At 61.0% G+C, this 12,999-nt stretch carries 11 protein-coding genes; 6 read left to right on the top strand and 5 right to left on the bottom strand.

Annotated features, from left to right (window positions below; all coding sequences use genetic code 11):
• Window positions 1-142 precede the first annotated feature (142 nt).
• The gene (gene dgoD / locus AC1D2R_RS15155) at window positions 143-1,291 is read right to left on the bottom strand and encodes a galactonate dehydratase (RefSeq protein WP_477968087.1); all 1,149 of its coding nucleotides are present in this window, start codon (window positions 1,289-1,291) and stop codon (window positions 143-145) included.
• Between the two features lie 55 nt (window positions 1,292-1,346).
• Entirely contained in the window at window positions 1,347-2,081 is a 735-nt protein-coding gene (locus tag AC1D2R_RS15150) for a FadR/GntR family transcriptional regulator (RefSeq protein ID WP_477968086.1), read from the bottom strand.
• Window positions 2,082-2,324: 243 nt separating this feature from the next.
• Between AC1D2R_RS15150 and AC1D2R_RS15145 the strand changes: the two genes are divergently transcribed.
• From AC1D2R_RS15145 to AC1D2R_RS15125, 5 genes are all read left to right on the top strand, one after another.
• A complete protein-coding gene (locus AC1D2R_RS15145; RefSeq protein WP_477968085.1) occupies window positions 2,325-2,756 on the top strand; it encodes an OsmC family protein in 432 nt (143 codons plus the stop codon).
• Between the two features lie 197 nt (window positions 2,757-2,953).
• Window positions 2,954-3,442 (top strand): hypothetical protein, encoded by a 489-nt coding sequence (locus AC1D2R_RS15140; RefSeq protein WP_477968084.1) that lies wholly within the window; start codon window positions 2,954-2,956, stop codon window positions 3,440-3,442.
• Between the two features lie 100 nt (window positions 3,443-3,542).
• Window positions 3,543-4,151: a TetR/AcrR family transcriptional regulator gene (locus AC1D2R_RS15135; protein WP_477968083.1), complete on the top strand. Its 609-nt coding sequence runs from the start codon at window positions 3,543-3,545 to the stop codon at window positions 4,149-4,151.
• A gap of 54 nt (window positions 4,152-4,205) precedes the next feature.
• Window positions 4,206-5,342, top strand: a complete 1,137-nt coding sequence (locus AC1D2R_RS15130) for an efflux RND transporter periplasmic adaptor subunit (RefSeq protein ID WP_477968082.1) — start codon at window positions 4,206-4,208, stop codon at window positions 5,340-5,342.
• 27 nt (window positions 5,343-5,369) lie between these two features.
• Window positions 5,370-8,513 carry an efflux RND transporter permease subunit gene (locus AC1D2R_RS15125; RefSeq protein WP_477968081.1) on the top strand — a complete coding sequence of 1,048 codons (3,144 nt, stop codon included), beginning with the start codon at window positions 5,370-5,372 and terminating at the stop codon, window positions 8,511-8,513.
• Between the two features lie 302 nt (window positions 8,514-8,815).
• Here AC1D2R_RS15125 and AC1D2R_RS15120 read toward each other — a convergent pair whose 3' ends face one another.
• From AC1D2R_RS15120 to AC1D2R_RS15110, 3 genes are all read right to left on the bottom strand, one after another.
• On the bottom strand, window positions 8,816-9,736 hold the full coding sequence (locus AC1D2R_RS15120) for an ROK family protein (protein WP_477968080.1): 921 nt from the start codon (window positions 9,734-9,736) through the stop codon (window positions 8,816-8,818).
• A gap of 75 nt (window positions 9,737-9,811) precedes the next feature.
• Window positions 9,812-11,146, bottom strand: a complete 1,335-nt coding sequence (locus AC1D2R_RS15115; RefSeq protein WP_477968079.1) for a sensor histidine kinase — start codon at window positions 11,144-11,146, stop codon at window positions 9,812-9,814.
• 2 nt (window positions 11,147-11,148) lie between these two features.
• Window positions 11,149-11,802, bottom strand: a complete 654-nt coding sequence (locus tag AC1D2R_RS15110) for a response regulator (protein WP_477968078.1) — start codon at window positions 11,800-11,802, stop codon at window positions 11,149-11,151.
• Window positions 11,803-12,040: 238 nt separating this feature from the next.
• On the opposite strand from AC1D2R_RS15110, the gene AC1D2R_RS15105 reads away from it, so the two are divergent.
• Window positions 12,041-12,994 (top strand): sugar-binding transcriptional regulator, encoded by a 954-nt coding sequence (locus AC1D2R_RS15105; protein WP_477968077.1) that lies wholly within the window; start codon window positions 12,041-12,043, stop codon window positions 12,992-12,994.
• The last annotated feature ends 5 nt before the right edge of the window (window positions 12,995-12,999 follow it).

The raw sequence follows: 12,999 nt of genomic DNA, 5'->3' as shown, positions 1-12,999 counted from the left end.
TCCTTTCCGCGCGTCGGAGCGGACCGATGCCTCTTTCGACATCAGGGCATGCGGCTATTTGGGGTTGGAGCGGGCTTACGGCAAAGGAAAAGGGGCAGCTTGCCGCCGCCCCTTGCCTGTCCATTTCCCTCGCCGGTGGCTCTCACCACTCGGCGACGCTGCCGTCTTCGTGGCGCCAGATCGGGTTGCGCCAGCGATGGCCTTCCTTGGCGCGTTCGATGACGTAGGCCTCGTCCACTTCGACGCCGAGGCCGGGACCCTGCGGGATGCTGACGAAGCCATCGGCGTAGTGGAAGACTTCCTTGTTGGAGATGTAATCCAGGATGTCGTTGCCCTTGTTGTAGTGGATGCCCAGGCTTTGTTCCTGGATGAAGGCGTTGTAGCTGACGGCATCGACCTGCAGGCAGGCGGCAAGGGCAATGGGGCCAAGCGGGCAATGCGGGGCCAGTGCCACGTCATAGGCCTCTGCCATCGTCGCGATCTTGCGGCACTCGGTGATGCCGCCGGCATGCGACAGGTCGGGCTGCAGAATGTCGACGTAGCCTTCCGAGAGGATGCGCTTGAAGTCCCAGCGCGAAAACAGTCGCTCGCCGAGCGCGATCGGCGTCGAGGAATGGTTGGCGATCTCCTTCAGCGCTTCATAGTTTTCCGACAGGACCGGCTCTTCGATGAAGAGCAGCTTGTAGGGTTCGAGCTCCTTGGCGAGGACCTTTGCCATCGGCTTGTGGACGCGGCCATGGAAATCGACGCCGATGCCGATATAGGGGCCGATCGCATCGCGGATGGTGGCGATGGTTTCGACGGCCTTTTCGACCTTTTCGTAGGTATCGACGATCTGCATCTCTTCGCAGCCGTTGAGCTTGATCGCCTTGAAACCGCGGGCCACGACCTCCTTGGCGTTGCTGGCCACATCCGACGGACGGTCGCCGCCGATCCAGGAATAGACCTTGATCTTGTCGCGCACCTGGCCGCCGAGCAGCGAGTGGATCGGCTGGCCAAGGGCTTTGCCCTTGATGTCCCACAGCGCCTGGTCGATGCCCGAGATCGCGCTCATGTGGATCGCGCCGCCGCGATAGAAACCACCACGGTACATGACGTTCCAGTGATCTTCGATCAGGAAGGGATCCTTGCCGATCAGATAGTCTTCCAGCTCGTGGACGGCAGCCTGTACGGTCAGCGCCCGGCCTTCGACGACAGGTTCGCCCCAGCCGACGATACCCTCATCGGTTTCGATCTTCAGGAACAGCCAGCGCGGCGGAACGATATAGGTGGTCAGCTTGGTGATCTTCATCGGGTGCTCCTCGTTTGCTTTTCTGCGGCTGTGCCATATTTGGGGTGTATTTCGATTATCCGGTTCGTCCGGCCGTCTTTCCGGCGGCCGTCAGGTCGCGCACGGCAAGATCGAGAATGCGGTTCATGGACTGGCGGGCACGCGGTCCGTCGCGAAGGCGCAGCGCCTCGACCAGTTCGGCGTGTGTTTCGATGGCCTCGCTGTGGTCGGGCATGGCCACGTTGGAAGCATGCAACGCATACTTCAGCGCGGCGTGAATGGCGGTCGACAGGCGGTGGAAGACCTGGTTGTGGCTTGCCTTCAGCAACACAGTGTGAAAGGCCACGTCGCTATCGGTGAAGGCTTCGAAATCGTCGCCGGAAGCCTGCATCTGCCGCCAGGCGTTGTCGAGGTCGGCGATCTCCTGGGCAGTCGCCCGCTCGGCGGCATATTCGGCGGCAGCCGGTTCGATCGTTCGGCGCGCCTCGATGATACTTGCCAGCAGGTCGAAGTCGTTGAGGTTGTCTCCCATCCATTCCAGTACGTCCTGGTCGAGGATATTCCAGTCCTCCTTGTCACAGACTGTCGTGCCGATGCGCGGCTTGCCGCGAACTAGTCCCTTCGATTCCAGCACCTTGAGAGACTCGCGGATGACTGTTCGGCTGACACCGTGGAGATCACAGAGATCGTTTTCGCGGGGGAGGGCCGATCCGGCTGGATAGCGTCCCGAGCAGATATACTTGCCGATGGCGGCCGTGACGTTGCGGCGCACGCGGGGGCGGCGTTCGACGATTGGAGTCGGCTCGTCCATATCGTGTTCCTCCGCACTGTTTTCTTCGATGGCGCTCTCCATACGTTAATCATCATACAATTGCAATCAGCTAGTATGATGATTTGGATGAACATGCGGGTGCGGCGCCCGGATTTAACAAGATTGTCGCCTTCCGCCGTTAGAGGATTATATCCAGCGACGGAGGGGCACGTTGCGCCTCTTAACGAGCGGCGCGGCACGGCACACGGCGTTCAAGGAAACTCGATCCAACAGGAGAACGGAATGCAGATCAATCGTACAGGTTCGGCGCAGTGGTCCGGTGGCCTCAAGGATGGCAAGGGGCAGATCTCGACCCAGAGCGGCGCGCTCAAGTCATATCCCTACGGCTTTGCCAGCCGTTTCGAGGGTATCCCCGGCACCAACCCTGAAGAGCTGATCGGAGCGGCGCACGCCGGCTGCTTCACGATGGCGTTGTCGCTGGTCCTTGAGGAAGCGGGGCTGAAGGCCACCGACATGCAGACGACTGCGAAGGTTACGCTCGAGAGCGTCGAGGCTGGGTTTGCCATTACCGCGATCCATCTTTCGCTGACAGGCAGCGTTCCCGGTACCGACGAGACAACCTTTGCCGAGCTCGCCAACAAGGCCAAGGCCGGTTGCCCGGTTTCCAAGGCGCTCTCGGCTGTTCCAATCTCGCTCGACGTCAAACTTTCCTAATCGGCGGCCAACGACATGATCGCGCGTCGCGGTCCGCTGGGTCGCGGCGCGCTCCATTTTTGCGATATTTCAGATTTCTCTTTCTTTTGAAACGATTGCGCTGCAGCATCCGGATTGCAGGTCTGTATTTGGTCCTGTTCTCATCCCGTATTTCATTGCCTGTTCTTTTGACCCGCCTTCATCGAGGGAGTTAAACCATGTCGGGAATTGCAGCTCTTACGTTATTTCATGTCATCGTCAGTCTGATCGCCATCGTCGCAGGCATCGCGCTCGCTTACGGCCTCATCACCGGAAAGCGCTACGACCGTTGGACTCTTCTTTTCATGTTGACCACGGCGGTCACCGTACTTACGGGTTTCGTCTTTCCCTACAACGGCTTCACGCCGGGGATCGGCGTCGGCCTCATCTGCGTGCTGGTCTTCGTCCCCACAGCACTGGCCCGCTACCGGTTCGCGATGGCCGGCATCTGGCGACCGGTCTTCGTCGTCGGGGCGTTGGCGCTCTTTTACTTCAACTGTCTCGTGTTTGTCGTCCAGTCTTTCCAGAAAGTCCCCGTGCTCAACGCATTGGCGCCGACTGGCGGCGAGCCGATCGTCGGTATTGTTCAGGCGATCGTCTTCGTCGCCTTCCTCGTCGTCGGCTACCTCAGTGTTCGACATTTCCGGCCGATCGCAGTGCGCCACTGAGCGCTGTCGTCGCAGTGCAGCAGATTGACTCTTGACGCTTGATGTTTTACGACTGACGAAATTCAAAAATCGTCAGTCGTAAGTCAGGTGTGTGAACTTCATGGATGACACTGCGGAAAATGTCCTGGAATCAACGCGACAGGAGAATGTGACACGCATTCTCGATGCCGCCGAGCGGCTGTTCCGCCACTATGGCTACTCGAAGACCACCGTGGCCGACATTGCCCGCGACCTCGGTATGTCGCCGGCCAACGTTTACCGCTTCTTCGCCTCCAAGGTCGATATTCACCAGGCGATCTGTGGCCGGATGCTCGCGGCGAGCTATCAGCAGGCGTTTGATATCTGCCATCTCCCCGTCAGCGCTTCGGATCGTTTGGGCCGTTTCGTCCGGGGCCAGTATCAGATGACGCTCGAGACCATGCTCGACCAGGAAAAGGTCCACGAGATGGTCATCGTTGCCATCGAGCGGGATTGGCACGTCATCGAAAAACATATCGACAGTATCCACGCGTTGATTGCCGATGTGATCCGTGAGGGGATCGCCGACGGCGAGTTTGTCGAGCAGGACGCGGACGTCGCGTCACGCTGCTTCGGTGCTGCGACCATAAACCTCTGCCACCCGCAAATGGTGGCCCAATGTCTTGCCAAAACAAACCGCGCGACGGTGGACGAACTGGTCGATTTCGCGATCAGGGCGCTGAAGAAATAGCGCGACGACAAAGCCGCGCCTCTCAACATTGAAACGATTGCAGGAGTGCGAAAGATGATTTCGCTGAAGACAGTAAAATTGCCGTCCGTTGCCAGTGTTGCGCTCCTCGGCGTCGTTGCACTTGCCGTTTCAGGCTGCAGTGACGAGAAAAAAGCCGAGACGAAGGAAATCCTTCGGCCGGTGAAGTTGGTGGAGATCGCCAAGGCCGGGGACACGCGCTCGCTCGATTATTCCGGTGCCGTCAAGGCGCGCGTCGAAATGAACCTTGGCTTCCGCGTCGCCGGCAAGATTACCGAGCGGCGCGTCAATATCGGTGATCGCGTCAAGCCGGGCGACCTGATCGCCCGCATTGATGCGACGGACTATGAGCTCGCAGCCAAGACCGCGGAGGCCAATCTTAACGCCGCCGAAAAGGGCGTCGCCACCGCCGACCTTGCAAACAAGCGCGCCCAGCAGCTCTACGACAAGAGCGTAACGGCGAAGTCCCAGATGGAGCAGGCGTCGCTAAGCTACGATCAGGCGGTTTCCACGCGCGACGCGGCGGCATCCTCGCTCGATCAGGCCAAGAACCAGGTGAACTACGCAGAACTCAGATCCGATCACACCGGTATCGTCACTGCAATCAGCGCAGATGCCGGTACTGTCGTTGCCTCGGGCACGCCGGTTGCTACCGTCGCGCTCGACGGCGAGAAGGAAGTGCAGATCGCCGTCTCGGAAAACGACATTGCAGCGTTCAAGCCGGGCAAGACGGTCAAGGCCAGCTTCTGGTCGGACAGCAAGCTGGTGCTCGACGGCAAGGTGCGGGAGGTCTCGGGCAGTGCGGACCCACAGTCGCGGACGTTTGCGGTGCGCGTCAGCCTTCCGAACGATGACCGGGTTCTGCTCGGTATGACGGCGACGATCGAAGCCGATGTCGGCAATGCCGCCGCCCATGTTGCCATTCCGCTCGCGGCACTTGCCGAGAGGGATGGCAAGAAGATCGTATGGGTCGTCGATCGTGGTGGCGCGACCGTTCACGCGCGCGACATCATCGTCGCGGATTTCACGGCCGAGGGCGTAGCCGTCTCCGAGGGCCTCAGGAGCGGGGATCTCGTTGTTGCCGCCGGCACGCAGTTCATGACCGAAAACCTCAAGGTCAAGCTGCCGGGCCAACAGTCGGCCTCGGTCGAAACCACCGACGTCGTTCGCTAAGGCGCAGTCAGGAGAGGGAACGGGACCATGGACAACTCCACCGAAAAGCGACCCTTCAACCTGTCGCGTTGGGCCATCGGCCATCCGAGCATAGCGCGCTTCCTGTTCGGCCTCATCCTGATCACTGGCGTGCTCGGGCTGACGCGCATGGGCCAGAAGGAAGACCCTGACTTCACCTTCCGCGTGATGGTCGTGCAGGCCATCTGGCCGGGCGCCTCCATTCAGGAGATGGAAGACCAGGTCGTCAACAAGATTGAACGTAAGCTGCAGGAAACGCCCCACATCGATTGGGTCAAGTCCTATACGCGGGCCGGCAGTGCCATCATCACGCTGCAGGTGAAGGGCGATACCAATTCGGCCGACGTTGCGGACGCCTTCTATCAGGTGCGCAAGAAGGTCGGCGATATATCAAACGAGCTGCCGGAAGGTTTGCTAGGACCGTATTTCAACGATGAGTTCGGCGATACCTATATTACGCTGCACTCGATCAGCGGCGATGGCTACAGCTATCCGGAACTGAAGAAGTTCGCCATTCAGGCGCGCGACATGCTCCTGACGACGCCGGGTGTCGAGAAGGCCGTCATTCTCGGCGACCAGCCAGAGAAGCTCTACATCGACGTTTCCTCAAAGGCGCTGGCGGAGCGCGGCCTCACGGTCGTCGATCTGCAGAACGCGATCAAGGGCCAGAACAACGTCGATGCCGCGGGCTCTGTCGAGACCGGCACGCGCTCTGTGCGGATCTCGGTCGAAGGCGACGTCACCAAGGCGAACGATATCCGCGAGTTGCGCCTGCGCGCCGGCAACCAGGTTACGCGGCTTGGCGACATTGCCACCGTCTATTCAGGGCTGGAGGATCCCTACCAGCGCAAGTATCGCTTCAACGGTCACGAGAGCGTCCAGGTGGGCGTCGTCATGGCCAGAGGCTTCAAGGTGACGGATGTCGGCAAGGAAGTCGAGGCGACCTACCAGCGCTTCGAGGAAGCCCTGCCCTACGGCGTCGCCGTCGATCAGATCTCCAACCAGCCTGACGTCGTGACAGATGCGGTCAGCGAGTTCATGCATGCACTCGGCGAGGCCCTGGTGATCGTGCTGATCGTCTCCTTCCTGTCGATCGGCTGGCGTTCGGGTCTGGTGATTGCGATCGCCATTCCGCTGGTGTTGGCTGCGACGTTTGCGATCATGTACGAACTGGGGATCGATCTGCAGCGCATTTCGCTCGGCGCATTGATCATCGCGCTCGGGCTGCTCGTCGACGATGCGATGATCGTGGTCGAATTGATGGAGCGAAAGCTGGAAGAGGGCCTTGTGAAGATCGAGGCGGCCAGTTTCGCCTATTCCTCGACCGCCTTCCCGATGCTCACCGGCACGCTGATCACCACAGCCGGCTTCATTCCGGTCGGGTTTGCGGCTTCAACTGCCGGCGAATATGTGCGCACGCTGTTTTACGTTGTCGGCATCGCGCTCGTCGTCTCATGGTTCGTGGCGGTCTATTTCACGCCATGGCTCGGCTACATGATCCTGAAGCAACGCCATCATGCGGGCGAACATCATGACGCGTTCGATACCCGCTTCTATCGGCGGCTTCGGGCGACGGTCGGCTGGGCTGTGCGCCATCGGATCATTGTGGTAGCGATGACGTTGGTGACGTTCGTCACCAGCCTCTGGGCGTTCCAGTTCATCCCGCAGAACTTCTTCCCGCAATCCTCGCGTCCGGAGATCCTGGTTGATCTCTGGCTGCCGGAGGGCACGAGCATTGCCGAGGTCGAGACGCAGGCCAAGGCCCTTGAAACCAAGATCATGGATGACACGGACAAGAAGTTCGTCGCCACCTACATCGGCGAGGGCGCTCCGCGCTTCTTCCTGCCGCTCGACCAGCAGCTTCGCAACCCTAACTACGCGCAGCTTCTCGTCATGGCAAACGACGAGCCGGCTCGCGAACGACTGATCCTCAAGCTGCGCGCCATCCTTGCGGAAGATTTCCCTGACATCCGGGGCAAGGTCGACCGGCTGTTCCTCGGCCCACCGACCGGCTGGCCGGTGCAGATGCGCGTCATGGGACCCGACCGCCAGGAAGTGCGCAAGGTCGCTGACGAGGTGAAGGCGCAGTTCCAGGCCAACCCGATGCTTGGCGCCATCCACGACGACTGGCTGGAGCCGGTGCCGGCGATGAAGCTGGTGATCGACCAGGACCGCGCCCGCGCGCTCGGCGTTACGTCGCAGCGCGTCCGCCAGATGCTGCAGACCACCATGTCCGGCGCACCGCTCGACGATTTCCGTGATGGCGAGGAGACGGTGTCGATCGTCGCCCGCGAGCCTGAGGGCAATCGCTCTTTGCTGTCGGCCGTCAACTCGGTCTACGTGCCGACGGATTTCGGCGGTTTCGTCCCGGTCTCGCAGATCGCCAAGGTCGTGCCGGTGCTGGAGCAGGGCATCGAGTGGCGGCGCGACCGCCTGCCGACGATAACGGTACGCGCGACGCTGCCGGATGACGTGCAGCCGAATGACGTTGTGATGAAGATGTATGCCGACATGAAGCCGCTGCGCGACAGTCTGCCGGCAGGCTACAAGATCGAGATCCAGGGCGGTGCGGAAGACGCGGCCGAAAGCCAGGCCTCGATTGCCGCCAAGGCGCCGATCATGCTTCTCGTGATCGTCCTGCTCTTGATGGCGCAGCTGCAGCATTTCGGCAAGGCGATGCTGGTTCTGGCGACCGGTCCGCTCGGCATCATCGGTGCCGCCGCGGCGCTCCTGATCAGCGGCGCGCCGTTCGGCTTTGTCGCGATCCTCGGCGTCATAGCGCTTCTCGGTATCATCATCCGCAACTCGATCATCCTCGTTGACCAGATCGACCAGGACATCAAGGCGGGGATGCATCGCCAAGAGGCGATCGTGGGTGCTGCCGTGCGGCGTTTCAGGCCGATCATGCTGACGGCTTTGACGGCCGTTCTGGCGCTGATCCCGATCTCGCGCGGCGTCTTCTGGGGTCCACTCGCCTACGCCATGATGGGCGGCATCCTGGTCGCGACGGTGCTGACCATCCTGGTTCTGCCGGCCGCCTACGCGCTGTTCTTCGGCAGGGAGCCGAAGGCAAAGGACAATGACAAGAGCCTTCCTTCCAACAGCAACGACGAAGAGATCGACCGACAGCAACCCGTGATGGCTGCGGAGTAACTGACATGGCACGGTGCGAGCCGTGCCATTTTTCATTCAGGAAGTCGGGAAGCTGTCGTTGCGGTATGAAGGTGCGGCTAAACAGTCAGCGTTTTGGCAAGCAGCCCCCTCAACCGGCTGCCGCCACCCACCTTATCCTCACGGGGAGAAGAGACTTGTGGTAGCGACCAGGCTTACCCTCTGCCCTCGGGCGAAGGGTAGGGTGAGGGGACGCCATGGTCTTTGCATCTGTGCGGGACGCGCAGGCCCCGCCACACGTTGCCGACAATGCAAGCAGCCACGAGAGATGCTCTTAGCCACTCTTAGGCAGCGAGTTCGTCTTCAGCCTTCAGTCCCAGCAAGGCCGCGCCGATCAGGCCGGGCTCGACCCGGCATTCGCTGGGCACGACGAGGGGGCGGTCGAACTTGCGCAGGATGCGTTGTCGCACAGCCTTGTCGAGTTCGGTGAGCAATGGCTCCACGTTGGAAAGCCCACCACCGACCGGCACGATGGTTGCACCCGTAATGTTGATGGTCAGCGCTAATGGAGAGGCGACGAGATCGACAAAGACGTCGATCGTGCGCGTCGCCTTCTCCTCGCCCCTCAGCCAATCGTCAATGATCTCCTGGCTCGAGAAGTCGAGATCATGGAGGGTCTTGTGCAAGCGTTCCAGGCCACGGGCGCCGCCGACCGTGTCGACACAGCCTTTCTGGCCGCAGCCGCAGGGGTAGTGGGGAATTTCTACCGGCGGGTTGCCGGCACGCAGGGCGACGATCGGGCCGTGGCCCCATTCGCCGGCAAAGCCGCCGGCCTCGTTGATCAGCCGTCCGTTGGCGATCACACCGCCGCCGACGCCGGTGCCGAGGATCGCGCCGAGAACGATGCGATGGCCGCGGCCGGCTCCAAGGCCTGCTTCCGCCATGGCGAAGCAATCCGCATCATTGGCGACCAGCACCGGGATGCCAAGCTCGGCCTCGATATCGGCAGCGAAATTTCGCCCATGGATGCAGGGTATATTGGCGCAGGTCAGTCGCTGCGTGTCCGGATCGACAACGCCGGCGATCGAAAAGGCAAGGCGCGTCGGCTTTTCGCCAGCCTGGTCGATGATGGACCTCAGCGTATCGACGAAGGCGGCAAAGTCGTCGGTGGGCGTGGGGTATCGGCCGAGCGGCGTGATGTCGGTTTCGCAACGGGCGATCCCACCCTTGATGGCCGAGCCGCCAATGTCGAAAGAGATGATCATTCAGATTCTGCTTGTTCAAAGAAGCCCTGCGTCTGCTCGCACCGTTCCGGACGATTTGCAAGCCAAAATCAACGCTCACGCGGGCAGGCTCATGCGAGCCTCGAAACCCGATAGCTGGCCGGCTGCCGGAGACAGCAACTCCAGCGTGCCACCCATCTGCGAGACGATCCGATCGGCAATCGCCAGCCCGAGGCCGGAGCCGGCGGCGCTTGTCTTGCCGCGGCGAAAGCGCTTCTTGAGCGCTGCCATATCCATCTCTTGCACCACGGGCCCGCCATTGACAACGCGGATCGTCCCGTTCTGCTCCAGGCTGACCGTCACCAGCTGCTCCTGGTCGCCGTGCACGAGCGCGTTTTCGATTACGTTGCGAATTACGATACCGAAGGCATCCATGTCTGCGTTGCGGACGAGCGTCGCGTCCGGCTCTGCCGAATAGCGCAGCCGCCCACGCGACCGACTGTCGCGCTCGAAGTCGGTGACGATCATATCGAGCACGGGGCGAAGATCTGTGGCGCTTGCGCTTCCGCCGATCCCGGCTTCGGCGCGAGACAATTGCAGCAGCTTCTCCGCGAGGCGTCCGAGATTGATAAGCGAGGCCTCGACATGGTGTGCCCGAACCTGTGTCGGTCCTGGCGGAAGCTCGTCTGCCAGGCGCTGCGTCTGTGCCAGCGCGCCTGCAATCGGCGTTCGCAGTTCGTGGGCACTATTTGCGGTGAATTCGCGTTCCGCTTCAAGCGCTTGACGCAGCCGTCCGAGCAACAGGTTCACGGAACGGGCGATCGGTTTCAGCTCTTTCGGCAGTTTGCGGCCTTCGACCGCCGCTAGGTTGCCGCCGTCCTTGGTAGCAATATCCTGGCGAAGCGTGTCAAGCGGCTTCAGTGCGCGGCCAACGATGAACCAGATGGCGAAGATACTTGCGGGAATGAGCGCGATCAGCGGTATGAGCAAGGTGACGGCGCTTTCGCGCACGGCTTCGTAACGGTTCTTGAAGCGATCGGCGACCTGGAGGAAAAGCGCGCTGTCTGGGGTCTTCTCGGTATAGATGCGCGCCGTGTCCGTATCATGGAAGCCTGGATCGAGGGGCGCCTGGAAAGGCTCCGCTGGTGCATCGTTGGAGCGAAGGACGATCTTTCCGTTTGCGTCACGCAGCTGATAGGTCAGGTATTCGCGGCTGGCGGCGGTGTTCAGCATGGCTATTCCATGCGGATCGGTGGTCGTACGCTGATCAACGTCATCGAGGATCAGCGCGAGCAGACGTCCAGTTGTCTCCTGCTGGGCGCTGTCGAAGATCTCGTCGAATTCATGCTGCATCACGCGGATGCTCAGTCCGATGGCCAGCAGCCAGAAGACGACCATAACCGTTGTCAGCGCAAGAATAAGCGGGCGGGTGATGCTGCGTTCGAGTTTCATTTTCATCCAAGCGTATAGCCGATGCCACGTGCGGTCCGGATGCGATCCTTGCCGATCTTCTTGCGCAGCCGGCTGACGTAGACCTCGACCGTGTTGCTCTCGATTTCCGAGCCGAAGGCGTAGAGCGCTTCCTCGATGCGGTGTTTGGAAACGATCGCGCCGGGACGGGCGGTCAGCAGATCCAACACGGCCCATTCGCGGCTGGTCAGGATGATCGGCTCGCCGGCTACGGAGATCTTGTGCTGCGGACGGTCGATCTCGATGTCGGTGATGCGAATGACAGGATGCGGATTGGCGTCGTAGCGGCGCGCGACGGCCATGATACGCGCCTCCAGCTCCTCGAGATTGAAGGGTTTTACCAGGTAATCGTCGGCTCCGGCGTTAAGGCCCTCGATACGGTCCGATATCTGGTCTCGCGCGGTCAAAATGATCACCGGCGTTCGCAAATCGCGGCTGCGGATGCGTCTGAGAAAATCGATGCCGCTCCCATCGGGAAGTTGGAGATCGAGCAAGATCAGGCCGTACTCGACAGGTCCGGCGGCTGCGTCGGCGTTGGCGAGATTGCCTACCCAGTCCACAGCATGATTTGAGGCCGCGACGTGATCGCGCACCGCTTCGCCAATCATCCTGTCGTCCTCAACCAGTAGAATTCGCACGGGTATCCCTCTCAACCACAGTTAGCTTGCAGTTTGGCATACGGTCAAGCGAGGCTTCGAAGCCAAAGATGGCACGTTGATGGCGCGCATCGGGATTCCCGCGGCATCAAAATTGGGTTGCACATTTTCGCAACGCACTCGACATTTGTCCGAATTTTGTTTTGATCTGGTTTAATACAGACTCAAAGAGTGTTTTCTCCGGCAGACGCCGGTCCAGGCCGCGCGGTAGATAGAGTTGATGGTAAAACGATCCGAGACACCCGGAAGGCTGGACGACGCGGCGCGCGCCGGCTGGCTGTATTACGTCGCCGGACGAACCCAGGACGAAATTGCTTCCGCGATGGGCATTTCCCGGCAGTCGGCGCAGCGCTTGGTATCGCTTGCCGTTGCCGAGCGGCTGATCAAGGTACGCCTCGATCACCCGATCGCAGCCTGCCTGGAACTCGCGAATGCCGTTCGCAAGAAATACGATCTCAGGCATGTCGAGGTGGTGCCCAGTGATCCGGTTTCGGGTTCGACGACCGTCGGTATAGCGGAGGCTGCGGCGGCGGAGATCGAACGCTGGCTGAAAAAGCCCGATCCGATTGTGCTCGCGGTCGGAACAGGCCGTACGCTGAAGGCGGCTGTCGATCAGCTTCCTGCCATCGAATGTCCAAAGCATCGCATCGTTTCCCTGACCGGCAACATCGCGCCGGATGGCTCGGCCGCTTACTATAACGTGATCTTCAGCATGGCCGATGCTGTCAAGGCGCGGCACTTCCCGATGCCGCTGCCGGTTCTCGTTACCTCGGCGGAGGAGCGGGAAACGCTGCATGCGCAGCAGCTGGTGCGCGCCACACTGGAGATGAGCGCGCAGGCCGACGTCACCTTCGTCGGTATCGGCGAACTCGGCATTGACGGGCCGCTCTGCGTCGACGGTTTCCTCGAGAAGGACGAGATGATGGAGCTGATGCGCAACGGCGCAGTCGGCGAGATCTGCGGCTGGATTTTTGACGCCGAAGGCAAGTTGCTCGACAATCCAATCAATGAACGCGTGGCTTCCGCCTCAATCCCCTCGCGCGATTCGTCGACGGTGATCGGCATCGGCAAAGGGAAGCGAAAATTCAGGGCGATCAAGGCCGCCGTGACCGGGCATCGGATCAATGGTCTGATCACGGATGAAGAGGTAGCTGAGTATTTGCTCAAGCCGTGAGCAAA

Source organism: Rhizobium sp. P1_C7, from assembly GCF_056406295.1.
Note: the sequence above shows the minus strand (reverse complement) of the source record. Positions and strands in the feature narration are given on the sequence as shown.